Source organism: Cellulomonas fimi, assembly GCF_028527925.1.
GTDB lineage: Bacteria > Actinomycetota > Actinomycetes > Actinomycetales > Cellulomonadaceae > Cellulomonas > Cellulomonas fimi_C.
Map to the genome: position 1 here is coordinate 84,166 of NZ_JAPESW010000008.1, position 23,711 is coordinate 107,876.

Genomic DNA, 23,711 nt, shown 5'->3' on the forward strand with positions numbered 1-23,711 from the left:
CCAGGTCCCAGGTCACGGGGTCACCTCCACGGTGATCGTGGGGCCGGTCGGCGGCGGCTCGGGGTCGGGGTGGGCGTGCGTGTGGTCGTGGTCGGCGTGCGCGTGCTCGGGTCGCGCGGCGGGCGGGGGCCCGTCGTGCGCGACGCGTCCGTGCCGCAGGACGACGGCCCGCTGGATCAGCCCGGCGAACGGGCCGAGCTCGTGCAGGATCACGACGACGGTCGTGCCGGCGGCGTGCAGACGCGAGACGGTGTCGACGAACGTCGCCTGCGTGGGGATGTCGATGCCCGACGTCGGCTCGTCGAGCACGAGCAGGTCGGGGTCGCGGACGAGCGCACGGGCGATGAGGACCCGCTGCTGCTGGCCGCCCGACATCTCCTGGACGCGCCGGTGCGCGCGGTCGGCGAGCCCGACGGACTCGAGCGCGGCGAGCGCGCGACGACGGCCGCCGTGCGCGGGGCGCAGGCGCCGGCCGTGCAGGAGCCCGGACGTCACGACCTCGAGCGCGGTCGCGGGCATGCCGGACGCGGCGGGCATGCGCTGCGGGACGTAGCCGACGCGGTGCCACGGAGCCGAGGGGCCGAGCGGTGCGCCGAACAGCCGCACGCTGCCCGCGCTGGTCGGGACCACGCCGAGCAGCGCGCGGACCAGCGTGGACTTGCCGGACCCGTTGGCGCCGAGCAGCGCGAGCACCTGCCCGGGCTCGACCGCGAGGTCGACGCCGGCGAGGATGCGGCGGCCACCGAGCGTGACGTCGAGACCCGTCGCCTCGACGGCGAGCGGTGGGGTGGTGCCAGAGGTCACGAGCAGGACAATGCCACGCGCAGCGCCTCGAGGTTGTCCTCGGCGACGGAGAAGTAGTCCGCGTCCTCGTCGGCGAGCCCCTCGATGGGGTCGAGGACCGCGGTGTCGACGCCGAGGTCGGCGGCGAGCGTCTCGGCGACCTTGGGGCTGACCAGCGTCTCGAAGAAGATCGTCGTGACGCCCTCCTGCTCGACCACGTCGGCGACCTCGGCGAGGCGCGCGGGCGACGGCTCGGCCTCCGGGTCGATGCCGGAGATCCCGACCTCGTGCAGGTCGTACCGGTCGGCGAGGTAGCCGAACGCGGTGTGCGACGTCACGAACGTGCGGATCGAGCACTCGGCGAGACCGGCCTGGTACGCCTCGTCGAGCGCGGTGAACCGCTCGGTCAGCGCAGCGGCGTTGGCCGCGAACTCGTCGGCGCCGTCGGGGTCGAGCTCCGTCAGCTGCTCGGCGACCGCGTCGGCGACGGCCGGCATGCGCGACGGGTCGAGCCAGAAGTGCGGGTCGAGCCCGCCGTGCTCGTGGTCGTCGCCCTCCTCGTGCTCGTGCTCGTCGCCCTCGTCGGACATCAGCGGCGTGACGTCGGCGGCGTCGAGCACGTGCGCGGGGGCGGTCTGCGCGACGGCGTCGTCGACGGCGGCCTGGAAGCCGGACAGGTAGACGACGAGGTCGGCCGTGTCGAGGTGCGAGACCTGGGCGGGGGAGAGCTCGACGTCGTGCGGCTCGGCGCCGGGCGGGGTGAGCGACTCGACGCTCACGCGGTCGCCGCCCACCTCCTGCGCGACCATCTGCAACGGGTAGAACGACGCGAGCACCTGGACGGTGTCGTCGTCGTCGGCCGCGGCGGTCGACCCGCACCCGGCGAGCAGCAGAGGCAGCGCGAGGACGGGCACGACGAGCAGGTGCCGGGGGCGGGCGGAGAGCATGACGATCATTCTCAGTTGGACGAGAACGGTTGTCAAAAACGCCGTGCGGCGCGTCGCCTCGGGGCCGGTAGCCTGGGGACTCGTCTGCCGTGGCACCCGCCCCGGCCCCCACCGCCCGCGACACCCAGCCGTGGGCGCCTCACGCACTGGAGTGATCGCTCGTGGCCGCACCTTCCCGTCTGGACGCCGTCGTCTCCCTGGCCAAGCGCCGTGGCTTCGTGTTCCCCAGCGGTGAGATCTACGGAGGCACGCGCTCCGCGTGGGACTACGGCCCGCTCGGCGTCGAGCTCAAGGAGAACATCAAGCGCCAGTGGTGGCGTGCGATGGTCACCCGTCGCGACGACATCGTCGGCCTCGACTCGTCCGTGATCCTGCCCCGCCAGGTGTGGGTCGCGTCGGGCCACGTCGGCGTGTTCACCGACCCGCTCACCGAGTGCCTCTCGTGCCACAAGCGGTTCCGCGAGGACCAGATGATCGAGGAGTTCGAGGAGCGCAAGGGCCGCGCGCCCGAGGGCGGCCTGGCCGAGATCGCGTGCCCCAACTGCGGCACCCGTGGCCAGTGGACCGAGCCGCGCGACTTCAACATGATGCTCAAGACCTACCTCGGCCCCGTCGAGGACGAGTCCGGCCTGCACTACCTGCGGCCCGAGACGGCGCAGGGCATCTTCGTGAACTTCCAGAACGTGCTCACGGCGTCCCGCAAGAAGCCGCCGTTCGGCATCGGCCAGATCGGCAAGTCGTTCCGCAACGAGATCACGCCGGGCAACTTCATCTTCCGCACGCGCGAGTTCGAGCAGATGGAGATGGAGTTCTTCGTCGAGCCCGGCACCGACGAGACGTGGCACCAGTACTGGATCGACACGCGCACCGACTGGTACGTCGACCTCGGCATCAGCCGTGACAACCTGCGCCTCTACGAGCACCCGGCCGAGAAGCTCTCGCACTACTCGAAGCGCACCGTCGACATCGAGTACCGGTTCGGCTTCCAGGGCAGCGAGTGGGGCGAGCTCGAGGGCATCGCGAACCGCACCGACTTCGACCTCTCGACACACTCGCAGCACTCCGGCCAGGACCTGTCGTACTTCGACCAGGCCAAGAACGAGCGCTACGTGCCCTACGTCATCGAGCCCGCCGCGGGCCTCACGCGCTCGCTCATGGCGTTCCTCGTCGAGTCGTACACCGTCGACCAGGCGCCCAACACCAAGGGCGGCGTCGACGAGCGCGTCGTGCTCAAGCTCGACCACCGCCTCGCACCGGTCAAGGCCGCGGTCCTCCCGCTGTCCCGCAACGAGCAGCTCTCCCCGAAGGCCCGCGACCTCGCCGCCGAGCTGCGTCAGCACTGGAACGTCGACTTCGACGACGCCCAGGCGATCGGCCGCCGCTACCGTCGCCAGGACGAGATCGGCACGCCGTTCTGCATCACGGTCGACTTCGACACGCTCGAGGACCAGGCCGTGACGATCCGGCACCGCGACGACATGACGCAGGAGCGCGTCGCGCTCGACAAGGTGGCCGGCTACCTCGCGCAGCACCTGATCGGCGCCTGACCTCACGAGCACGGTCGCCGGGGTGGTCGTCGCGAGCCGACGACCACCCCGGCCGTCTGTCAGGCCGGGGGCCGCGCCATCAGCTCCTCGACGTCCGCGAGCTCCGCGTCCCCGATGACGCACTCCCGCGGCGAGTCGGCGCTCGCGCAGCCGACAGCGCCGTCCGCGGCCGCGAAAGCGACGCCGCTCGTCGTGTCGGCGAGTCCGGACCCGCGCAGGTCGGGGATCACCAGCACGTACCAGGAACGGTCGTCGTCCGGCAGACGGAACGTCGGCACCTCGAACGCGTGCGTCCCGCGACCGAACCCGCTCAGGACGGTGTAGAAGACGCGGGCGTCCGCGAATCTCGTGGGCACCGACCCGATCTCGACGAACGCCTCGCCGCCGATCACGCCAGTCGCGCCCGCGACGTCCGGCGCGTCCTCGCGGAGCGCCGTCGGGCCGACGACGACGGCGCCCGAGTCGGCGACGACCTCCGCTCCGTCGGCCGTCGGCCGCAAGGTCAGGTGCACGCCGCGCACGACACCGAGGTCGAGCGACCCGACCACCACCTCGCCCGGTGCGCGTCCGGCGACGAGCCCCGGTCCGACGACGTCGGTGTCGCCGGGCTCCGTCGAGGCGGTCGAGCCGCCCTGGCCATGGACGACGGGAGATGTCGGTGACGGGTCGGCGGCGCGGATGCCCGGCGCGATCTCCCGCGTCTGACCTTGCGGGGCGCACGCGGCGAGCAGTGCGACGGCCAGGACGGCGGCGGCGACGCGGCGGCAGACAGGGTCCACGCGCGACACCGTAGCGACGCGTCCTGCCGCAGGTGGATCGAACGGTCCACCTACCTGCGGCAGGACGTCGAGCCGACGTCGGCGTGGGACCGGCCGGTCGGCGCGACATCCGTCACGTCGGAGGCCGGTGCGACAATGGCCCGATGACCACGACGACACCCGCGGCTCCCGCGCGCCCCGGCGCCGGCGCGGTGCTGCCGCCGCTGCGCATCGGGCCGATCACCGTCGACACCCCCGTGGTGCTCGCCCCGATGGCCGGCGTGACGAACGCCGCGTTCCGGCGGCTGTGCCGCGAGTCCGGCGCGGGTCTCTACGTCGCCGAGATGGTGACGAGCCGCGCGCTCGTGGAGCGCAGCCCCGAGTCGTTCCGCATCATCTCGTTCGAGCCCGACGAGGTCCCCCGGTCGGTGCAGGTGTACGGCGTCGACCCGGCGACCGTCGCCGCCGCGGTCCGGATGCTCGTCGAGGAGGACCTCGCTGACCACGTCGACCTCAACTTCGGCTGCCCGGTCCCCAAGGTGACGCGGCGCGGCGGGGGAGCGGTGCTGCCCTGGAAGCGGGACCTCTTCTCGGCGATCGTGCACGCGGCCGTCGACGCCGCGCGCCCCGCGGGCGTCCCCGTCACGGTGAAGATGCGCAAGGGCATCGACGAGGACCACCTCACGTACGTCGAGGCCGGGCTCACCGCGCAGGACGCGGGCGTCGCGGCGGTGTCGTTGCACGGCCGCACGGCCGCCGACTACTACTCGGGCACCGCCGACTGGGACGCGATCGCGACCCTCAAGCAGGCCGTGACGGACATCCCGGTGCTCGGCAACGGCGACATCTGGTCCGCCGAGGACGCGCTCGCGATGGTGGCGCACACCGGCTGCGACGGCGTCGTGGTCGGGCGCGGCTGCCAGGGGCGGCCGTGGCTGTTCGCGGACCTCGCGGCGGCGTTCGCGGGCTCCGACGAGCGCATCCGGCCGGGTCTCGGCGAGGTCGCGCACGTCGTGCGGCGGCACGCCGAGCTGATGGTCGAGCACTTCGGCGACGAGGGCAAGGCGCTGCGTGAGATGCGCAAGCACATGGCCTGGTACTTCAAGGGGTACGTCGTCGGCGGCGAGGCGCGCGCCGGGCTCGGCCTGGTCACCTCGATGGCCGACCTCGACGACAAGCTCGCCGCGCTCGACCTCGACCAGCCGTACCCCGGCGAGGCAGCCGAGGGGCAGCGGGGTCGTGCCGGGTCGCCGAAGCGCCCGATCCTGCCGTACGGCTGGCTGGACTCGCGCGAGCTGTCGGAGGACTTCCGTCGCGACCTGCACGAGGCGGAGCTGAGCGTCTCGGGCGGCTGACAGCCGACCTCGACGAATCGGCGTGACGTCCCGGCGGGCCCCGGAGGACGCTGGGACGCATGGCTCCGTGGACCGTGCACCGGGTGACAGCGCCCGCGACGCCCGACGACGCCGCGACCGGGGCCGTGGCGGGCGCCTGCCGCACGCACGCGGCCACGCACCGCGCCCTGTTCGGCCACGCGGACGCCGCGTGGCAGGTGCCCGAGGTCGCGTCGCTGCTGCGGGAGCGGCCCTACGAGCGGTCGACGCTGCTCGTCGTCACCGAGGACGGCGCTCCGCCGACGGCCGACGCGGTCGTCGGCGCGGCCCTCGTGAACGTGCCCACGCAGGACAACCCGCACCTCGCGGTCGCCGAGACGTGGGTCCGGCCGGACGCGCGGGGGCGCGGGGCCGGACGGGCGCTGCTCGACGCCGCCGAGGCGGCCGCACGCGACGAGGGCCGCCGCACGCTGATCGTCATGAGCACGCACCGCGCGCCGGCCGACCGCGAGGCGACGGCGGGCGCGCGCAGCGGCACGGGCACCGTGCCGGCCGCCGACGCGGCGACGCGGCTCGCGGTCGCGCGCGGGTACGGCCTCGAGCAGGTCGAGCGGTTCAGCACGTTCACGTTCCCGCTGGACGACGCGCGACGCGCCGCGGTCCGGCGGGCGCACGAGGACGCGGCGCGCGCGGCCGGCGACGCCTACCGGCTCGCCGCCTGGACCGGGCCGACGCCCGAGGAGCACCTCGACGGCATGGCGGTGCTGCGGACGCGCATGAGCACCGACGTGCCGACCGCCGACCTCGAGCTCGACGAGGAGCCGTGGGACGCCGAGCGGGTGCGCGCGCACGACCGCGAGGTGGTCGAGCAGGGCCGTGTCGCGGCCGTCGTCGCCGCGCAGCACGTGCCGGCGGGCGACCTCGTGGCGTTCACGGTGGTGGAGTGGCCGCCCGCTCTGCCCGAGGCCGCGTACCAGCAGGACACGCTCGTCGTCTCGGGGCACCGCGGCCACCGGCTGGGGATGCTCGTCAAGACCGCGCAGCTCCTGCGGCTCGAGGACCTGTGGCCCGACCTGCGCCGGCTGCACACGTGGAACGCGCAGGAGAACGACCACATGCTCGCGATCAACGTCGCGCTCGGCTTCACGCCGACGGGCGTGCTCGGGATGTGGCAGCGGGACCTCGACGGCGTCGTCGGGACGCCCGCCGTCGGCTGAGCCCGCCTCGAGGGCGCGTCAGCGGGCGCGCACGTCCACGCGCGCCGCGAGCGCGGCGACCGCCTCCGGGGTCGCCGCCGCGGCACCGACGCCGGGCGTGCCCACGGCGAGAGCGCCGCACGCGGACGCCCGGGCCAGAGCGGCCGGGTGCGGGAGGCCGTCGAGGACCGCGTGCAGCAGCCCGGCGAGGAACGCGTCGCCCGCACCGTCGGCGTCGACGACGTCGTCGACCGGCGCGACGGGCACGTCCCACCAGCCGTCGGCGTCGCGCGCGAGCGCACCCGACGCCCCCGCGGTGCAGACCGCCAGGCGTGCGCCCCGGCGGACGGCCTCGTCCAGGTAGGCGGCGGGGTCGGCGAGCCGGTCGGCGCTGACGAGGAGCACGTCGGCGGCCAGCGCGAACGGGTGGGCGTACCCGGTGGCGGCGCCGTCGTCGTCGTGCACGTCGCACCACACGGGCACGCCCGCGGCGCGGGCGGCGGCGAGCACGGGGCGGCTGTGGTCGGCGAGGTCGACGACGGCCGCGGCGGAACCGTCGAGCAGGGTCCGGACGTCCCCGGGGACCGGGTCGGTCGCGCGGGCGGGCGTCGGGAGGGCCAGGTAGACCGACAGTCGCGACCCGTCGTCGGCGAGGACGTTGACGTGCCGCTCGGTGCGTCCGTCGGCGGCGTCCTCGGCGTGCAGCGTGAGCCGAGGGTGGTCGAGCGCGGCACGCACGCGGGAGGCGTGCTCATCGTCGCCGAGCACCGTGCGCAAGGTCACGTCGACGCCGAGCGCGGCGAGGGTGAGCGCCTTGCCGGCGGACGTCCCGCCGAGCCCGTCGTGCGTGGCGGTCGCGAACACGGTCGCGCTGCGCGGCTCGGGCAGTGCGGGCAGGCGGATCGTGGTGTTCCAGGAGGCTGGACCGGTGACGAGGACGCGCGGCACGTGGTCAGGGTAGGGCGCGCGGCGACTACTGTGGCGTCTGACGGGCACGACCGACGGCGACGCACGCACCGCGTCGTCGACGGCCGCTCGACCGTCGACGCCCCCGCACGGGACGCGCCCGCCGCGCGGCCGGACGGGGGACACCTCACCCACGTCGGGGTCTCCCCGACCAGGCGCTGTAGAGTCACGGCGCCGCCGCTTCGCGCTCGTCCGAGCGTCGCGTCACGTCCCCGATCGGAGTTCCGCATGCCCGCAGCCGACGCCGCCCGCCTCGCCGCGATCCTCCAGGACAGGCGCGGTGAGATCGGCGCCGCCTGGCTCGACCGTGTCGTCACCGAGCTGCAGGGCCGCATCACGCGCGCCGAGGCGGAGCGCGAGCAGACCGAGATCTTCGACGCGCTCGTGGGTGGTCTGCTCGCGGGTGGCGAGCGGCTCGACGCCCCGTCGTTCGACTCGCTGCGCAGCCTCCTGAGCGACCTGTCCGCGACGCGTGCGCGGCTCGGCTTCACGCCGCGTGAGACCGCCGTGGGCGTGTTCGCGCTCAAGGAAGGGCTCTACGACATCGCCGGCCGGGGCGACACCGAGCGTGTCGACGACGTCGCCGCGCTGCTGCGGCTCGTCGACGACCTGGGCCTGTTCACCTTCGAGTCGTTCGCCGCGGCGCGCGAGGGGATCATCAGCGAGCAGGCCGAGCAGCTGCTCGAGCTGTCGACGCCCGTCGTCAAGCTCTGGGAGGGCGTCGTCGCGGTGCCGCTCGTCGGCACGCTCGACTCGGCGCGGACGCAGGTCGTCATGGAGAAGCTGCTCCAGACGCTCGTCGAGACCGGCTCCGAGCACGCGATCATCGACATCACGGGCGTCCCGGCGGTCGACACGCAGGTCGCGCAGCACCTGCTCAAGACGGTCGTCGCCGCGCGCCTCATGGGTGCGGAGTGCACGATCAGCGGCATCCGCCCGCAGATCGCGCAGACGATCGTCGCGCTCGGCATCGAGTTCGGCGACATCCGCACCAAGGCGACGCTCGCCGACGCCCTGGTCGCGGCGCTGCGCGCGAACGGCAGCGCGCGCACCGCCGCCGCGGTCGCGGGGGCCTGATGGACAGCGTCCCCATCCTCAAGATCGGCTCGACCCTGCTGGTGTCGATCCAGGTCGACCTGCAGGACCAGTCGGCCCTGCAGCTCCAGGAGGACCTCGCCGAGCGCATCACGCAGACCGGTGCCCGCGGCGTCCTCATCGACATCTCCGGCCTGGAGATCGTCGACAGCTTCATCGGCCGGATGCTCTCCTCGATCGCCGGCATCTCACGCGTGCTCGACGCGACGACCGTGGTCGTCGGCATGCGGCCCGCCGTCGCGATCACGATGGTCGAGCTCGGGCTGTCGTTCGACGGCGTCCGGACCGCGCTCGACGTCGAGAAGGGCCTGCGGCTCCTGCAGCCCGACGGCGAGGACACCGCTCCCGAGCAGCTGCTCCTCGAGCTCGCACCGGACGCGCCCGCGTGACAGCCGACCCGGTGACGTCCGAGCGGCTCGCCATCACGACCGACGGCGACGTCGTGCGGGTGCGCCAGGCCGTGCGCGGGCTCGCGCAGGGCGCGAAGCTGTCGCTCGTCGACCAGACCAAGCTCGTGACCGCCGCGAGCGAGCTCGCGCGCAACACCCTCATCTACGGCGGCGGCGGCGAGGCCGTGCTGTCGGTCGAGGCGAACGGGCGGCGCACCGGCGTGCGCGTCGAGTTCCGCGACGACGGCCCGGGCATCCCCGACCTCGACCTCGCGATGACCGACGGCTGGACGAGCGGCAGCGGGCTCGGGCTCGGCCTGTCGGGTGCGCGGCGGCTCGTCGAGCACTTCGAGATCGACACGGGACCGGGGCGCGGCACGCGTGTGGTGATCGCCTCGTGGTCACGGTGAGCGCGGACGGCACCGTCGAGGACGTCGCCTGGTTCACGGTCGACCACGTGAGCGCGACGGGCACCGCCCGGCGTGCCGCCGCGTCGCTCGCGCGGCGCGTCGGCATGTCCGAGGAGCGGGCCGGCGAGGTCGCGCTCGTGGTCGCCGAGCTCACCGGCAACCAGATCACCCACGCCGGCTCGGGCTCGCTGCTGCTGCGGGTCCGGCACGCCGCCGCCGGTCCGGTGGTCGAGGTCGTCGCGGTCGACTCGGGCCCCGGGATGGTGAACGTCGCCGCGTCCCTCACGGACGGCGTGTCGTCGGCGGGGACGCTCGGGATCGGGCTCGGCACGCTGTCGCGGCTCGCGAGCTCGTGGGACATCTGGTCGCGGCCCGGCTCGGGCACCGTCGTGACCGCCGCGTTCGCCGACGTCGACGCCCCGACCCCCGGCGTCCCGTCGGCGGTCGGGCTCACCCGGCCGATGACCGGGCAGGACGTCTGCGGGGACGCGTATGCGATCCGCACGGACGACGGCGTGCTCACGGTGATGCTCGCGGACGGGCTGGGGCACGGTCCGCTCGCGGCCGCGGCGAGCACCGAGGCGGTCCGTGCGTTCCGGGGCGCGGCGGCCGGTGGCCCGCTCGCGCTGCTCACGACCGTGCACCGGGCGCTGTCCGGCACCCGCGGGGCGGCGGTCGCGGTCGCGCGGCTCGACCCCGGCGAGGTCCGGTACGCGGGCGTCGGGAACATCGCCGGCGTCGTCGTCGACGGTGCCGCGCGGCGCGGCATGATCAGCCACCCCGGGATCGCGGGCGCGCAGGCGCGCACGATGCGCGAGACCACCTACCCGCTGCCGCCCGGCGCCCTGGTCGTCCTGCACAGCGACGGCGTGACCGACCGGCACGACCTGGCGGGCTACCCGGGCCTGCTCGCGCGGACGTCGCTCGTCGTGGCGGCGGTCCTGCTGCGCGACTTCGGCGTGCGTCGGGACGACGCGAGCGTCGTGGTGGCCCGCGCCGGTGCGGCGGTGCCCGCATGACGGGCGGGTCCGCGGTCCGGCGGCTCGGCACGGTCGAGCTGCTCACGGACGGCGACGTCGTGCTGCTGCGTCAGGTGGGTCGTGAGGCCGGCGGGCTGCTCGGTCTCGACGGTCAGGACCAGGTGCGGCTCGCCACGGCGCTGTCGGAGCTCGGCCGCGAGGTCGCCGGGACCGCGGGCGGCCGGGCGGTGCTCGAGGTCGACGGTGCACCCGGCGCGCCCGAGCTCGTGGTGCACGTCCTCGGTCGTCCGGCGCGTGGTGGCCGTGGTGACGTCACCGGTGTCACGGCCGCGCAGCGGCTCGTCGACCGCGTCGACGTCACGTCCGACGCCGACGGCACCCGGACGGTCGTGCTGCGCAAGGCGCTGCCCGACGCGCGGGCGGTGTCGCCCGCGCGGCTCGACGAGGTGCGCGCGTCGTTGTCCCGCCCCCGTGCCGCGGACGCGCTCGACGAGCTGCGCGTGCAGAACACCGAGCTGGTGCGTGCGCTCGAGGCGCTCGCGGCCCGGGAGCAGGACCTCGTGCGGGCCAACGAGGAGCTCGAGGACACCAACCGCGGCGTCATGGCCATGTACACGCAGCTCTCCGACGAGCTCGAGGAGACGAACAGCGGCGTCGTCGCGCTCTACGCCGAGCTCGACGAGCGCGGACGCCAGCTCGCGGCCGCCAACGACGCCAAGACGCGCTTCCTGCGCAGCGTGAGCCACGAGCTGCGCGCGCCGGTGAACTCGATCCTCGGCCTGGCGTCGCTGCTCGCCGACGGCGCGCTCGACGAGGACCAGCGCATCCAGGTCGGCTACCTCGACTCGAGCGCACGCGCCCTGCTCGGCATGGTCAACGAGCTCCTGGACCTCGCGCGCGCCGAGTCGGGCCGGCAGCACGTGCACCGCGTGCGCGTCGACCTCGCGGCGCTGCTCGCCGACCTGCAGGGCACGGTGCGCCCGCTCCTGCGTCCCGGGGTGGGCCTGCACGTCGACGTCCCGCGCGGTCTCGAGCTCCACACCGACCCCGAGCTGCTGGGCCGTGTGCTGCGCAACCTGCTGACCAACGCCGTCAAGTTCACGGACGCGGGCGCGATCGACGTCGCGGTCACCGTCCCCGAGGCCGGCGTCGTGGTCGTCATCGTCCGGGACACGGGCATCGGCATCCCCGCCGAGCACCTGGAGACGGTGTTCGAGGAGTTCTTCCAGGTGCCGAACCGCCTGCAGCCGTCGGTCAAGGGCACGGGGCTCGGTCTGCCGTACGCGCGGCGCGTCGCCGAGGCGCTCGGCGGCTCGCTCGACGTGGCGAGCGTGGTCGGCGAGGGCAGTACGTTCACGTTGACCCTCGAGCGGACGACAGCCCCGGCGCTCGGGCGCGTGCTGGTCGTCGACGACGACGACGCCGCGCGCGCGGTCGTGCGCGGACTGCTCGCACCGTCGGCGGCCGAGGTCGTCGAGGCGCGCGACGGGGCGGAGGCGCTCGACGTGCTCGCCGGCGGCGCGGTGGACGCGGTGCTCATGGACGTGCGCATGCCCGGCGTCGACGGGGTCGCGACCCTCCAGGCGCTCCGGGCGGACGCGCGCTGGTCGACGCTGCCGGTCGTGCTCATGTCGACCCTCGACGAGCCTCCCGTGACGGGCGTGCCGTTCGTCGAGAAGGCCGCGCTGGACGCCGACGGTCTCGCGGACGTCCTCAGCCGAGCGACCGGGGGTGCCGCGGCGACGGAGACGGCGCCGTGACCGACGCGACGGCACGCGTCCTCGTGGTCGACGACACCGAGGCGCACCGCTACGTCATGGCGAGCTGGCTGCGCCGTGCGGGTTACCAGGTGACGGAGGCGGCGACCGGCCGGGACGCGCTGGACGCCGCGGCGGGGCACGACGCCGTCGTCCTCGACGTCAACCTCCCCGACATGTCGGGCTTCGACGTGCTGCAGGCGATCAAGGCCGACCCCGCCACCGCGGTGCCCGTCGTGCACGTGTCCGCGACGAGCATCGACGCCCGGGCCCGCACCTCGGGGCTCGAGCGCGGCGCCGACGCCTACCTGGTCGAGCCGCTCGACCGCGACGAGTTCCTCGCGACGGTCGCGGGCCTGTGCCGCTCGCACCGGGCCCGTCGCGGCATCACCGAGCACGCGCGCCGGCTCGCGGACCTCACGGCCGCGGTCGTCCCGCTCGGCTCGGCCCGCTCGCTCGACGACCTCGTCGCCGCGGCGGCGCAGGGTGCGGCGACGGTCTTCGGTGCCGCAGTCGTGGTCGTGGCCACCGCGTCGGACGGCATGGCGACGCGCGTCGTGAGCCCGGGTCCCGGGCAGGCGGTCGTGCGCGGCCGGCTGCTCGCTCCGGCGGCTGAGCCCGACGCCGACCACCCGTACCCGCTGCGCGCGGAGGGCACGCCGGGCGTGTGGCGCGAGATGCTCGACCGCGCGGGCGTGCCGACGACCGCCTGGCACGTGACGCCGCTCCAGGACGCGTCGGGCCGGCAGCTCGGCGGGTTCGCGGTCGCGACGCCGGACGGCCCGCTCGGCGCCGAGGACGTCGACCTCGCGCAGCAGCTGGGGGAGGCGCTGAGCGGCGCGGTCGGCACCCTCCGGTCGTACGCGCAGGAGCACCACATCGCGCTGACGCTCCAGCGCTCGATGCTGCCGCACTCGCTGCCGACCCCGCCGGGGATCCGGATGGCCGCCCGGTACAGCGCGTCGGACGCGCAGCTGAGCGTCGGCGGCGACTTCTACGACGCGCTCGAGCTCCCCGACGGCAAGGTCGCGGTCGTGATCGGCGACGTGCAGGGCCACTCCCTGCGGGCGGCGACCGTCATGGCGCAGCTCCGGTTCGCGCTGCACGCCTACCTCGTCGAGGGCCACCCTCCGGCGCGTGCGCTCGACCTGCTCAACGAGCTGCTGATCCGCAGCCACCCCGAGCTCGTGACGGTGTGCGTCGCGGTGGTCGACCTGCACGACGGCGGCATGGAGGTCGTCAACGCCGGGCACCTGCCGCCGCTGCTCGTGTCGCCCGACGGCGCGCGCTACCTCACGGGGTCGTCACCGCTGCTCGGCGTGCGCCTGCCGGGCGAGCGGCGCACGACGACGGTGCCGCCGTCGGGCCCGTGCACGCTGGTGCTTGTGACCGACGGCCTGCTCGAGCGCCGCTCGGGCCACATGGCCGACTCGCTCGCGCGCATGGCCGAGGTGGTGGCGGACGCCGGCACCCTGGACCCGGGCGAGCTGTGCGACGTGCTGCTCGGCCAGTTCGACTCGGCCGAGCGCGGCGACGACGTCGCGGTGCTCGCGGTGCACCTCACGCGCGACCAGGTCGCACCGGCGGGCTGACGCGGCGCCGCGCCCTCTCCGGACGGGACGGCCGCACCGAGGACGCACGACCGTCGCCGGACGCACGACCGCCCCGGGTGGCGCACCGTGGTCGGCGCGCCACCCGGGGCGGCAGGCGGGGTCACGCGGTCGCGCGGACCCACACGGTCGTGTCCGACGGGACGAGCACGGCGCCGTCGGCGTCCGTCGCGGTCGCGCCCGACTCGATCAGCACCTCGGTGCCCGCCGGCAGCACGACCGGCTCGGCGCCGAGGTTCGCGACGACGAGCACCTCGCGGTTGACGAACGCGATCACGTCGTCGCCGAGGTCCGGCGCCCAGGCGAGCCCGCCCGAGCCGAGCTGCTCGGCACGGCGCGTCGCGAGGGCGGTGCGGTAGGTCTCGTAGGTCGAGCCGGCGACACCGCGCTGCGCGTCGAGCGCGTACGCCGCCCACGACGCCGGCTGGGGCAGCCAGGTCACGCCCGTCGGGGAGAAGCCGAAGCCCTCCTCGGCGGCCGCCCAGGGCAGCGGGACGCGGCAGCCGTCACGCCCGCGCTCCGCACCACCCGTGCGGAAGAACGCGGGGTCCTGGCGCAGGTCGTCGTCGAGCGCGGTGTGGTCGGGCAGGCCGAGCTCCTCGCCCTGGTACAGGTAGGCCGAGCCCGGCAGGCCGAGCATGAGCAGCGTCGCGGCGCGCGCGCGGCGCAGGCCGAGCGCCTCGTCGGGCTGCTCGTCGCCGATGCCGATGCCGTTGGGCCGCGAGCCGGGCACGGACAGGCCCAGGCGCGATGCGTGCCGGACGACGTCGTGGTTCGACAGCACCCAGGTGGTCGGCGCGCCGACGCCGTCGGCCGTCACGTAGGACGCCTCGATGACGTCGCGCAGCTGCGCCGCGTCCCACGGCGTCGCGAGGAACGCGAAGTTGAACGCCTGCTGCATCTCGTCCGGGCGGACGTACAGCGCGAGGCGCGACAACGGCTCGACCCACGCCTCCGCGACGAGAGCGCGGTCGCCGGTGTACTCGGCGAGCACGCGGTTCCACGCCCGGTAGATCTCGTGCACGCCGTCCTGGTCGAACATCGGGCCGCGGTTGCCCGAGCCGGTGACCTCGTCGGCGCGCGACGGGTCGTCCGCGTCGGCCGGCACGGCCTCGTGGCCGTCGACCTCGTCGACGCCCTCGATCATCGAGACGTGGCCGTCCCAGTCGGGCAGGCCCTGCTCCTTGACCATGCCGTGCGCGACGTCGATGCGGAAGCCGTCGACGCCCCGGTCGAGCCAGAAGCGCAGGACGTCCTCGAACTCGGCGCGGACCTCGGGGTGGTCCCAGTTGAGGTCGGGCTGCCGCGAGTCGAACAGGTGCAGGTACCACTGGCCGGGCGTGCCGTCGGGGTTGGTCGTGCGCGTCCACGCCGGGCCGCCGAAGATCGACTGCCAGTTGTTCGGCGGCTCCTCGCCGTGCTCGCCGCGGCCCTCGCGGAACAGGTAGCGCTCGCGCGCGGCGGACCCGGGGCCGGCGGCCATGGCCTCGACGAACCACGCGTGCTCGTCGGACGTGTGGTTGGGGACGAGGTCGACGATGACGCGCATGCCGAGGCCGTGCGCGCGGGCGAGCAGCGCGTCGAAGTCGTCGAGCGTGCCGAACAGCGGGTCGACGTCGCGGTAGTCGGCGACGTCGTAGCCGGCGTCGGCCTGCGGCGAGCGGTAGAACGGCGACAGCCAGACCGCGTCCACGCCGAGCTCGGCGAGGTGCGGGAGGCGCGACGTGATGCCGGGCAGGTCGCCGACGCCGTCGCCCGACGCGTCGGCGAACGACCGCGGGTAGACCTGGTAGATCACCGCGGTGCGCCACCACTCGGCGTCGGGGGAACCGGGGGCGTGCACGAGGGTGTGCAGGGGCCGGGAGTCGAGCGTCGTCATGCAGGCATGCCTCTTTCGGGTGCTTCTGGGGAGGGGAGGCGTCGTCGCCGGAGGAGCGGTGCGTGGGTCGGCCGGGCGGGCCGGGCGAAGGCTCCGGGTCGGACCAGGGTAGGCAGTGGCTGCCGGGGTCCGGCAAGCCTGCCGGTCAGGCGGGTGCCGGACCGTCCGCCGTGGTGCCGTTCGCGGTGGTGCCGTGGGCCGGCGCGCCGTTCGCGACCGCGTGGGCAGGGGCCGCACCGGTCGAGCCGCGGACGATGAGCTCGGGGTGGAACTTGAGCTCGGTGCGCGACGCGGGCGTCCCGTTGATCTCCGCGACGAGCGCCGACACCGCGGCGTGACCCATCGCCTGGACCGGCTGGCGCACGGTCGTCAGCGGCGGGTCGGTGAACGCGATGAGCGGCGAGTCGTCGAACCCGACGACCGACACGTCGCCCGGGACCGACAGCCCGCGCGACCGGGCCGCGCGGATCGCGCCCAGCGCCATGAGGTCGGAGCCGCAGATGATCGCGGTGTGCCCGGAGTCGATGAGGTCGAGGGCGGCCGCCTGGCCGCCCTCGACGGTGAACAGCGTGGACACGACGTGCCCGGTGGGGTCGTCGACGCCGAGGTGCCGCTGCAGGTTGACCGCGAACTCCTCGCGCTTGCGGCGTGCCGGCACGAAGCGGTCGGGGCCGATCGCGAGGCCGATGCTGCGGTGGCCGAGCGACGTGAGGTGGCGGAACGCGAGGTCGAGCGCGGCGGCGTCGTCGGTCGACACGGTCGGCGCGTCGACGCCCTCGGCCCAGCCGTTGACGAGGACCACGGGCAGCCCGCGGCTGCGCAGCCGGTGGTACCGCTCCTTGCTCGCGGTGGTGTCGGCGTGCAGTCCGGAGACGAACACGATGCCGTCGACGCCGTGCTCGAGGAGCATCTCGACGTACTGGTCCTCGGTCGTGCCCCCGGGGGACTGCGTGCACAGCACCGCGGTGTACCCGCGCTCGGTGAGCATCGTCTCGATGACCTGCGCGAACGCGGGGAACACGGGGTTCGAGAGCTCGGGGACGACGAGGCCGACGAGGCCGGCCGACCGGGTGCGCAGCTTCTCGGGGCGCTCGTAGCCGAGCACGTCGAGGGCCGCCAGCACGGCCTGCCGTGCCTGGGCCGACACGCCGTGCTTGCCGTTGAGTACCCGTGACACGGTCGCCGTGCTGACGCCGGCCTGCTCGGCCAGGTCCGTCAGACGGGTGCGCACGGGTGGCAGCGTAAGGGACACGGGACCTCCTCGTCCTGGGCTGTTCGTGGTCGAGGCGAGCCCGTTCGTGACGCCGCTGCAACCGTTGCCTGAAAGTTACCGTAACGACTTGCAACGCGCGGTGCAACGACGTAACTTTCCGTCGCACCAGGCCAGCGTCGGTGGGAGCACCGCCGGAGCGGGCACTCCCTCTGCACCCCTTGGAGAGACACGATGCGACGGAGCATCCCTGTCGTCGCAGCGACCCTCGGCCTCGCGCTGACGCTCGCTGCGTGCTCGGGCTCGTCCGGCGAGACGACGGACGACGCGTCCGAGTCGTCCGCGGCGAACGCCGGCACCCTGACCGTCTGGGTGGACGACACCCGGTCCGGCCCGGTGAAGGAGGTGGCGACCGCCTTCGAGGAGGAGAAGGGCGTCACCGTCAAGCTCGTCCAGAAGGACTTCGGCGACATCCGCGACGACTTCATCTCGCAGGCGCCGACCGGCCAGGGCCCCGACGTGATCGTCGGCGCACACGACTGGCTCGGCAAGCTCGTCCAGAACGGCGTCGTCGCCCCGATCGAGCTCGGCGACAAGGCGGAGGACTTCCTCCCCGTCTCCACGCAGGCCATGAGCTACGAGGGCACCCTGTACGGCCTGCCGTACTCCGTCGAGAACATCGCGCTCGTCAAGAACAAGGACCTCGTCCCCGACGCCACGCCCACCACGTTCGACGAGCTCGTCGCGCAGGCCAAGGCGACCGGCACGCAGTACTCGGTCCTCATCCAGCAGGACGAGAAGACCGGCGACCCGTACCACATGTACCCGCTGCAGACGTCGTTCGGCGCCCCCGTCTTCGGCACCGACGCCGACGGCGCGTACGACGCGGCGCAGCTCGCGATGGACTCCGACGGCGGCCGCGCGTTCGCCGCGTACGTCGCCAAGCTCGGCGCCGAGGGCGTCCTCAACACGTCGCTCTCGGGTGACGTCGCCAAGGAGGCGTTCATCAACGGCCAGGCGCCGTACATGATCACCGGCCCGTGGAACGTCGGCGACTTCGTCAGCGCCGGCATCAACGTCGGCATCGAGAAGGTGCCGTCCGCGGGTGGCCAGCCGTCGCAGCCGTTCGTCGGCGTGCAGGGCTTCTTCATCTCCGCGAAGTCGAAGAACGCGCTCCTCGCGAACGAGTTCGTCGTCAACTACCTCGGCACCAAGGACGTCCAGCTCGCCATGTACGAGGCGGGCGGCCGCGCCCCGGCGCTGCAGTCGGCGCTCGACGAGATCGGCGACGACGCGATCGTCGGCGGCTTCGCCGAGGTCGGCAAGGACGGCGTCCCGATGCCGTCGATCCCCGCCATGGACACCGTCTGGGCCGACTGGGGCGCCACCGAGGTCGCGCTCGTCAACCAGCAGGGCGACCCGGCCGCGCTGTGGGACCAGATGACCGCCTCGATCTCCGGCAAGATCGCCGCGAGCTGAGCACCCGTCCGGCGACCCGGCCCGCCCCGGCCGGGTCGCCGGACCGCGCGCACCGCGCGCACCCCCTGGCGCCGCCGCGTCCGCGCGCCGCCCTCGCGCCGCGCGCACCGCGCGCGCCACCCCGTGCGCCTCGCGCACCGAGCAGCCCTCGCGCGCCGCGCGCGCCGATCACCGCCGATCTCCGGAGCACCCCATGACGGACACGTCGACCCGCCCTGACCGCACGGACGCGCCCGCGCCGCCACCACCGCCCGGCTCGCCCCGCCCCACGGGCAGCTGGTGGAGCCGGCAGGACCTGACCCGCGGCTTCTGGGTCAAGACGGTGCTCGTGGCGCTGGTCGACGCGCTCGGCGTCTACGGGATCCTCGCGGCCGGTGCCCTCGGCCAGTGGGGGATCGTCGCGTTCCTCGTCGTCGCGCTCGTCGTGGTGAACGTCGTCTACTTCTCCAAGCGCATGCTCCCGGCCAAGTACCTCGTGCCCGGGCTGATCTTCCTGCTCGTGTACCAGGTGTTCGTCGTCCTCTACACCGGCTTCACGGCCTTCACGAACTACGGCGACGGCCACAACTCGACGCAGGCCGACGCGGTCGAGGCGATCCTCGTGCAGAACGAGGTGCGCCTCCCGGACTCGCCGACGTACCCGCTGACCGTCGTCGTGAACGGCGACGAGCTCGGCTTCGCGGTCGTCGACGGCGAGGGCGACGCGGAGCTCGGCACCGCCGAGGAGCCGCTGGAACCCGTCGACGCGACGCTCGAGAACGGGCGTGTCGCGTCGGTCGACGGCTGGGAGACGCTGCAGTTCGCCCAGGTGCTCGAGCGCCAGGACGAGATCTTCGCGCTGCGTGTCCCGATCTCCGACGACCCGAACGACGGCAGCGTCCGCACGCCCGACGGCTCGACCGGCTACGTCTACGTCTCGACGATGGAGTGGGACGAGGCCGCCGGCACGATCACCAACACGACGACCGGCCAGGTCTACACCGCCGACGAGGAGCAGGGCGCGTTCGTCGCCTCGGACGGCTCGCAGCTCGGCACCGGGTGGAAGGTCTTCGTCGGGTTCGACAACTTCACGCGCGTCTTCACCGACTCCACGCTCGCCGGGCCGTTCGTCGGCGTGCTGCTCTGGACGTTCGCGTTCGCGATCCTGTCCGTCGTCCTGACGTTCGGGCTCGGGCTGTTCATGGCGATCGTGCTCAACCACCCGAAGGTGCGCGGCCGCAAGATCTACCGGTCGCTGCTGATCGTGCCCTACGCCTTCCCGGCGTTCCTCACCGCGCTCGTGTGGCAGGGCATGCTCAACCGCGACTTCGGCTTCGTGAACGCGACGCTGCTGGGCGGCGCGAGCATCCCCTGGCTCACCGACCCGTGGCTCGCGAAGATCTCGGTCCTCGTGGTGAACCTGTGGCTCGGCTTCCCGTACATGTTCCTCATCTGCACGGGCGCGCTGCAGTCGATCCCGAACGAGATCTACGAGGCCGGGAAGATCGACGGCGCCAAGCCGCTGCGCCTGTTCCGCTCGCTCACGATGCCGCTGCTGCTCGTCTCGACCGCGCCGCTGCTCATCTCGTCGTTCGCGTTCAACTTCAACAACTTCAACGTCGTCTACCTGCTCACCGAGGGTGGGCCCGACGACCTGTCGGCACCGGTCGACGTCGGTGCGACCGACATCCTCATCACGTTCGTCTACCGGCTCGCGTTCGGCGGCGTGAACCGCCAGTACGGCCTCGCGTGCGCGGTGTCGATCCTCATCTTCCTCATCGTCGCCTCGATCTCGGCGGCCACCTTCAGCAAGACCCGCGCCCTGGAGGACCTGCACTGATGGCTGCCACCACGCTCCCCGCCGGCACCACCGAGGCCGGCCTGCGCCCCGACAGCAACGAGACGACCCCGCGCGGCGCGCGCTGGTGGCGCGAGCTCGGCTGGCGCCACGTCGTCACCTGGGCCGTGCTCGTCTTCTGCTTCATCCCGATCCTGTACGTGCTGTCGTCGTCGCTGAACCCGACGGGCTCGCTGACCGGGTCGAACAAGCTCTTCTCGAGCATCTCGTTCCAGAACTACGTCGAGCTGCTGACCGACCCGGTGCACCCGTACGTGCGCTGGTTCGCGAACACGATCGTCATCGCGACGACCACGTCGATCGGCACGGTCCTGCTGGGCGCCGCCGCCGCGTACGCGTTCTCGCGGTTCCGGTTCCGCGGCCGCCGCGGCGGGCTGCTGTCGCTGCTCCTGCTGCAGATGTTCCCCCAGGTGCTCGCGTACGTCGCGATCTTCCTGCTGCTCGTGACGCTGCGCGAGGTCTTCCCGGCGATCGGCCTCGGCTCGCCGCTCGGCCTGATCCTCGTGTACCTGGGCGGCGCGCTCGGCGTGAACACCTACCTCATGTACGGGTTCTTCAACACCGTCCCGAAGGAGCTCGACGAGGCCGCCAAGATCGACGGCGCGAGCCACGCGCAGATCTTCTTCTCGATCATCCTGCGCCTCGTCGCGCCGATCCTCGCGGTCGTCGGGCTGCTGTCGTTCGTCGGGGTGTTCTCCGACTTCCTCATCGCGTCGATCGTGCTCGTCGACCCCGAGTCGCAGACGCTCGCCGTCGGTCTCTACCAGTACGTGAGCCAGCGGTTCTCCGAGTACTGGGGCGTGTTCGCGGCCGGCGCCGTGCTCGCTGCGATCCCGGTCGTGCTGCTGTTCCAGTTCCTCCAGCGCTACATCGTCTCCGGCCTGACCCAGGGCGCGGTGAAGGGATGACCGTGCACCACCTGCTCGACCAGCCCCACCACGACGGCTCGGAGCTCTACGTCCCGCAGGGCACGCCCGCGCTCGGCGACGTCGTGCCGGTCCGGTTCCGCGTGCCGGCGTCCGCGACCGAGCGTGCGCTGTGGGTGCGGACCGTCCGGGACGCCGAGCCGCGCATGGTGCAGGCCCGGCTGGACCGCGCCGACGCGCACGAGCGCTGGTACGTCGCCGACGTCCCGGTGCACAACCCGGTCACGTCGTACCGCGCGCTGCTCGACGAGCCCGGCGGCTACCGCTGGCTCAACGGCCGGGGGCTGTTCTCCCGCGACGTGCCCGACGCGGCCGACTTCCGCCTCACGGTGCACGAGCCCGCGCCCGCGTGGACGTCGTCGGCGGTCGTCTACCAGATCTTTCCGGACCGCTTCGCACGCTCGGGCGTCGAGCGCACGTTCCCCGACTGGGCCGAGCCGGCGGGCTGGGACGACGAGCCGATCGGGCGCGGGCCGTCGACTCCCGTGCAGCTCTACGGCGGCGACCTGCTCGGCATCGAGCAGCGGCTCGACCACCTGCAGCGGCTCGGCGTCGACACCGTCTACCTCACGCCCGTCTTCCCGTCGCAGTCGAACCACCGGTACGACGCGCGGACGTTCGACCACGTCGACCCGCTGCTGGGAGGTGACGAGGCGCTGGTCTCGCTGCGGCGCGCGCTGCACGGGCGCGGCATGAAGCTCGTCGGCGACTTCACGACGAACCACACGGGCGTCGCGCACGAGTGGTTCGAGCACGCGCTGCGGGACCGGTCGTCGGAGGAGGCCGAGTTCTACTACTGGGACAAGGAGTCCGACCTCGGCTACGTCGCGTGGCTCGACGTCCCGTCGCTGCCCAAGCTCAACTACGGCTCGTCCGCGCTGGCCCGGCGGATGGTCCAGGGTCCCGGCTCGGTCATCGGCCGCTGGCTCGGTGAGCCGTTCGCGCTCGACGGGTGGCGCATCGACGTCGCCAACATGACCGGCCGGTACGCCTCCGACGACTTCACGCACCACGTCGCCCGGACCGTGCGCGCGACCATGACCGAGCTCAACCCCGACGCCGTGCTGGTCAGCGAGCACTTCCACGACGCCGCGGGCGACCTGACCGGCGAGGGCTGGCAGGTCAACATGAACTACTCGGCGTTCACGAAGCCGCTGTGGACCTGGCTCGTGGACCCCGCGACGACGCTCGACTTCCTCGGCGTCCCGACGACGATCCCGCGCCGCGGCGGCGTGTCCGTCGTCGAGACCATGCGCGAGTTCGACGCGACCGTGCCGTGGAAGGTCACCGCGCGGCAGTGGAACATGCTCGGCTCGCACGACACCCCGCGGCTGCGGACCGTCGTCGGCGACCCGGCGCTCGTCGAGGTCGCCGCCGGGCTGCTGTTCACGTACCCGGGCACGCCCGCGCTGTTCGCGGGCGACGAGGGCGGGGCGACCGGCACCAACGGCGAGCACGCACGCGTGCCCATGCCGTGGGACCAGATCGAGGCCGGGGGCGGCGACCGCTGGGACACCCGGACGTTCGACGTCTACCGCTCGCTCATCGCGCTGCGACGCTCGTCGCGTGCGCTGCGCGAGGGCGGCCTGCGCTGGGCCGTCGTGTCGGACGACGCGCTGGCCTACCTGCGGGAGACGGCCGACGAGCGCGTGCTCGTGGTCGCCGCCCGCGCGCCGTGGAGCGGCGTCGACCTGCCGCGGCACCTCGTCCCGGCCGGGGCCGCCGTCGAGCGCCTGTACGGCGACGGCACGCTCGACGTCCGGCCCGACGCGCTGCGCGTCGCGGGGGACGGGCCCGGCGTGTCCGTCTGGCGCCTGGCGTGACGCTGGTCCTCGGCGCCGACCTCGAGCGCGACCTGCGCGCGCTCGGGGTCGAGCCGGGGGGAGTGCTGATCGCGCACGCGTCGCTGTCGCGGCTCGGCACGGTCGTCGGCGGGGAGCAGGCCGTCGTCCGGGCGCTGCTCGACGTGCTCGGTCCGGGCGGGACGCTCGTCATGCCGTCGCAGTCGTGGCAGCTGTGCGACCCCGCGTACCTGGCGGACCCGGCGGTCCCGCCGTCGCGGTACGACGAGGTGCGCGCCGCGCTGCCCGTCTACGACCCCGCCTGGACCCCGACCCGCACGATGGGACGGGTCGTCGAGGCGCTGCGCACCCTGCCCGGGACGCAGCGCTCGTCGCACCCTCACCGCTCGTTCGTCGCGCACGGCCCGCACGCTGCCGAGGTCCTCGCGCGGCACGATCTCGAGGACCCCGTCGGCGAGGGCTCCCCGCTCGCGGCCCTGTACGTGCTCGACGCGCAGGTCCTCCTCCTCGGTGTCGGCTACGACAAGTGCACGGTGCTGCACCTCGCCGAGGCCCGCTCAGGCCTCCCGCTGCCGACCGTGCCCAACGGTGCGCCGCTGCTCGTCGACGGCCGCCGCGAGTGGGTCCGGTTCGACGAGCCCGTCGTCGACGACGCCGACTTCGAGGCCGTGGGCGCGGTGTTCTCCGCCACGGGCCACGAGACCGTCGGCTCCGTGGGCGCCGCGCCCGCCCGGCTGGCCCCCGTCCGGCCGCTCGTCGACCTCGCCGCCGACTGGTTCGCCCGCACGCGCGCCTGAGGCGCCGGC

The 23,711-nt window shown here is 73.8% G+C and carries 20 protein-coding genes; 14 read left to right on the forward strand and 6 right to left on the reverse strand.

Features of this window, described 5'->3' with window-relative positions; translation table 11 throughout:
• Positions 1–12: 12 nt before the first annotated feature.
• Entirely contained in the window at positions 13–804 is a 792-nt protein-coding gene (locus tag OMK64_RS05935) for a metal ABC transporter ATP-binding protein (protein WP_272727164.1), read from the reverse strand.
• Positions 801–1,730, reverse strand: coding sequence for a metal ABC transporter substrate-binding protein (locus OMK64_RS05940; protein WP_272727165.1), 930 nt, complete (start codon positions 1,728–1,730; stop codon positions 801–803). The genes OMK64_RS05935 and OMK64_RS05940 overlap by 4 nt, the downstream gene beginning before the upstream one ends.
• A 161-nt stretch (positions 1,731–1,891) precedes the next feature.
• Here OMK64_RS05940 and OMK64_RS05945 point away from each other — a divergent pair, with 161 nt between their 5' ends.
• A complete protein-coding gene (locus tag OMK64_RS05945; RefSeq protein WP_162352317.1) occupies positions 1,892–3,277 on the forward strand; it encodes a glycine--tRNA ligase in 1,386 nt (461 codons plus the stop codon).
• A 59-nt stretch (positions 3,278–3,336) separates the two neighbouring features.
• On the opposite strand, the gene OMK64_RS05950 is transcribed toward OMK64_RS05945, so the two are convergent.
• On the reverse strand, positions 3,337–4,056 hold the full coding sequence (locus tag OMK64_RS05950) for a hypothetical protein (protein ID WP_272727166.1): 720 nt from the start codon (positions 4,054–4,056) through the stop codon (positions 3,337–3,339).
• A gap of 143 nt (positions 4,057–4,199) precedes the next feature.
• Between OMK64_RS05950 and dusB the strand changes: the two genes are divergently transcribed.
• On the forward strand, positions 4,200–5,390 hold the full coding sequence (gene dusB / locus OMK64_RS05955) for a tRNA dihydrouridine synthase DusB (protein WP_272727167.1): 1,191 nt from the start codon (positions 4,200–4,202) through the stop codon (positions 5,388–5,390).
• 59 nt (positions 5,391–5,449) lie between these two features.
• Positions 5,450–6,586 (forward strand): GNAT family N-acetyltransferase, encoded by a 1,137-nt coding sequence (locus OMK64_RS05960; RefSeq protein WP_272727168.1) that lies wholly within the window; start codon positions 5,450–5,452, stop codon positions 6,584–6,586.
• 18 nt (positions 6,587–6,604) lie between these two features.
• On the opposite strand, the gene OMK64_RS05965 is transcribed toward OMK64_RS05960, so the two are convergent.
• A complete protein-coding gene (locus OMK64_RS05965) occupies positions 6,605–7,513 on the reverse strand; it encodes a carbohydrate kinase family protein (protein ID WP_272727169.1) in 909 nt (302 codons plus the stop codon).
• 246 nt (positions 7,514–7,759) lie between these two features.
• Between OMK64_RS05965 and OMK64_RS05970 the strand changes: the two genes are divergently transcribed.
• Genes OMK64_RS05970 through OMK64_RS21040 form a run of 6 tightly spaced genes read left to right on the forward strand, consistent with a single transcriptional unit; the run spans position 7,760 to position 13,754 of the window.
• Entirely contained in the window at positions 7,760–8,608 is an 849-nt protein-coding gene (locus OMK64_RS05970; RefSeq protein ID WP_272727170.1) for an STAS domain-containing protein, read from the forward strand.
• A complete protein-coding gene (locus OMK64_RS05975) occupies positions 8,608–9,015 on the forward strand; it encodes an STAS domain-containing protein (protein WP_272727171.1) in 408 nt (135 codons plus the stop codon). Before OMK64_RS05970 ends, OMK64_RS05975 begins: the two co-directional genes overlap by 1 nt.
• Complete coding sequence (locus OMK64_RS05980) at positions 9,012–9,425, forward strand: ATP-binding protein (protein ID WP_272727172.1); 414 nt, start codon at positions 9,012–9,014, stop codon at positions 9,423–9,425. Before OMK64_RS05975 ends, OMK64_RS05980 begins: the two co-directional genes overlap by 4 nt.
• Entirely contained in the window at positions 9,413–10,444 is a 1,032-nt protein-coding gene (locus OMK64_RS21035; RefSeq protein ID WP_272727173.1) for an ATP-binding protein, read from the forward strand. Before OMK64_RS05980 ends, OMK64_RS21035 begins: the two co-directional genes overlap by 13 nt.
• Positions 10,441–12,165: an ATP-binding response regulator gene (locus tag OMK64_RS05990; protein ID WP_272727174.1), complete on the forward strand. Its 1,725-nt coding sequence runs from the start codon at positions 10,441–10,443 to the stop codon at positions 12,163–12,165. Before OMK64_RS21035 ends, OMK64_RS05990 begins: the two co-directional genes overlap by 4 nt.
• Positions 12,162–13,754: a SpoIIE family protein phosphatase gene (locus tag OMK64_RS21040; protein ID WP_272727175.1), complete on the forward strand. Its 1,593-nt coding sequence runs from the start codon at positions 12,162–12,164 to the stop codon at positions 13,752–13,754. The genes OMK64_RS05990 and OMK64_RS21040 overlap by 4 nt, the downstream gene beginning before the upstream one ends.
• Before the next feature lie 121 nt (positions 13,755–13,875).
• On the opposite strand, the gene OMK64_RS06000 is transcribed toward OMK64_RS21040, so the two are convergent.
• Positions 13,876–15,651, reverse strand: a complete 1,776-nt coding sequence (locus OMK64_RS06000; RefSeq protein ID WP_272727176.1) for a glycoside hydrolase family 13 protein — start codon at positions 15,649–15,651, stop codon at positions 13,876–13,878.
• Positions 15,652–15,796: 145 nt separating this feature from the next.
• The gene (locus tag OMK64_RS06005; RefSeq protein WP_238402685.1) at positions 15,797–16,882 is read right to left on the reverse strand and encodes a LacI family DNA-binding transcriptional regulator; all 1,086 of its coding nucleotides are present in this window, start codon (positions 16,880–16,882) and stop codon (positions 15,797–15,799) included.
• Between the two features lie 213 nt (positions 16,883–17,095).
• Between OMK64_RS06005 and OMK64_RS06010 the strand changes: the two genes are divergently transcribed.
• The 5 genes from OMK64_RS06010 (at position 17,096) to OMK64_RS06030 (ending at position 23,702) form a co-directional block, all read left to right on the forward strand.
• Positions 17,096–18,340 (forward strand): sugar ABC transporter substrate-binding protein, encoded by a 1,245-nt coding sequence (locus OMK64_RS06010; protein WP_272727177.1) that lies wholly within the window; start codon positions 17,096–17,098, stop codon positions 18,338–18,340.
• Between the two features lie 193 nt (positions 18,341–18,533).
• Positions 18,534–20,159, forward strand: a complete 1,626-nt coding sequence (locus tag OMK64_RS06015; protein WP_272727178.1) for an ABC transporter permease subunit — start codon at positions 18,534–18,536, stop codon at positions 20,157–20,159.
• A complete protein-coding gene (locus OMK64_RS06020) occupies positions 20,159–21,085 on the forward strand; it encodes a sugar ABC transporter permease (protein WP_272727179.1) in 927 nt (308 codons plus the stop codon). Before OMK64_RS06015 ends, OMK64_RS06020 begins: the two co-directional genes overlap by 1 nt.
• Positions 21,082–22,926, forward strand: coding sequence for a glycoside hydrolase family 13 protein (locus tag OMK64_RS06025; protein WP_272727180.1), 1,845 nt, complete (start codon positions 21,082–21,084; stop codon positions 22,924–22,926). Before OMK64_RS06020 ends, OMK64_RS06025 begins: the two co-directional genes overlap by 4 nt.
• A complete protein-coding gene (locus tag OMK64_RS06030; protein ID WP_272727181.1) occupies positions 22,923–23,702 on the forward strand; it encodes an AAC(3) family N-acetyltransferase in 780 nt (259 codons plus the stop codon). Before OMK64_RS06025 ends, OMK64_RS06030 begins: the two co-directional genes overlap by 4 nt.
• Positions 23,703–23,711 lie beyond the last annotated feature (9 nt).

Coding starts and splice junctions, on each gene's coding strand:
- dusB (WP_272727167.1), top strand. CDS start 4,200: ATGACCACGACGACACCCGCGGCTCCCGCGCGCCCCGGCGCCGGCGCG.
- OMK64_RS06025 (WP_272727180.1), top strand. CDS start 21,082: ATGACCGTGCACCACCTGCTCGACCAGCCCCACCACGACGGCTCGGAG.
- OMK64_RS05975 (WP_272727171.1), top strand. CDS start 8,608: ATGGACAGCGTCCCCATCCTCAAGATCGGCTCGACCCTGCTGGTGTCG.
- OMK64_RS05990 (WP_272727174.1), top strand. CDS start 10,441: ATGACGGGCGGGTCCGCGGTCCGGCGGCTCGGCACGGTCGAGCTGCTC.
- OMK64_RS05970 (WP_272727170.1), top strand. CDS start 7,760: ATGCCCGCAGCCGACGCCGCCCGCCTCGCCGCGATCCTCCAGGACAGG.
- OMK64_RS06020 (WP_272727179.1), top strand. CDS start 20,159: ATGGCTGCCACCACGCTCCCCGCCGGCACCACCGAGGCCGGCCTGCGC.
- OMK64_RS06015 (WP_272727178.1), top strand. CDS start 18,534: ATGACGGACACGTCGACCCGCCCTGACCGCACGGACGCGCCCGCGCCG.
- OMK64_RS05940 (WP_272727165.1), bottom strand. CDS start 1,730: ATGCTCTCCGCCCGCCCCCGGCACCTGCTCGTCGTGCCCGTCCTCGCG.
- OMK64_RS06000 (WP_272727176.1), bottom strand. CDS start 15,651: ATGACGACGCTCGACTCCCGGCCCCTGCACACCCTCGTGCACGCCCCC.
- OMK64_RS06010 (WP_272727177.1), top strand. CDS start 17,096: ATGCGACGGAGCATCCCTGTCGTCGCAGCGACCCTCGGCCTCGCGCTG.
- OMK64_RS05960 (WP_272727168.1), top strand. CDS start 5,450: ATGGCTCCGTGGACCGTGCACCGGGTGACAGCGCCCGCGACGCCCGAC.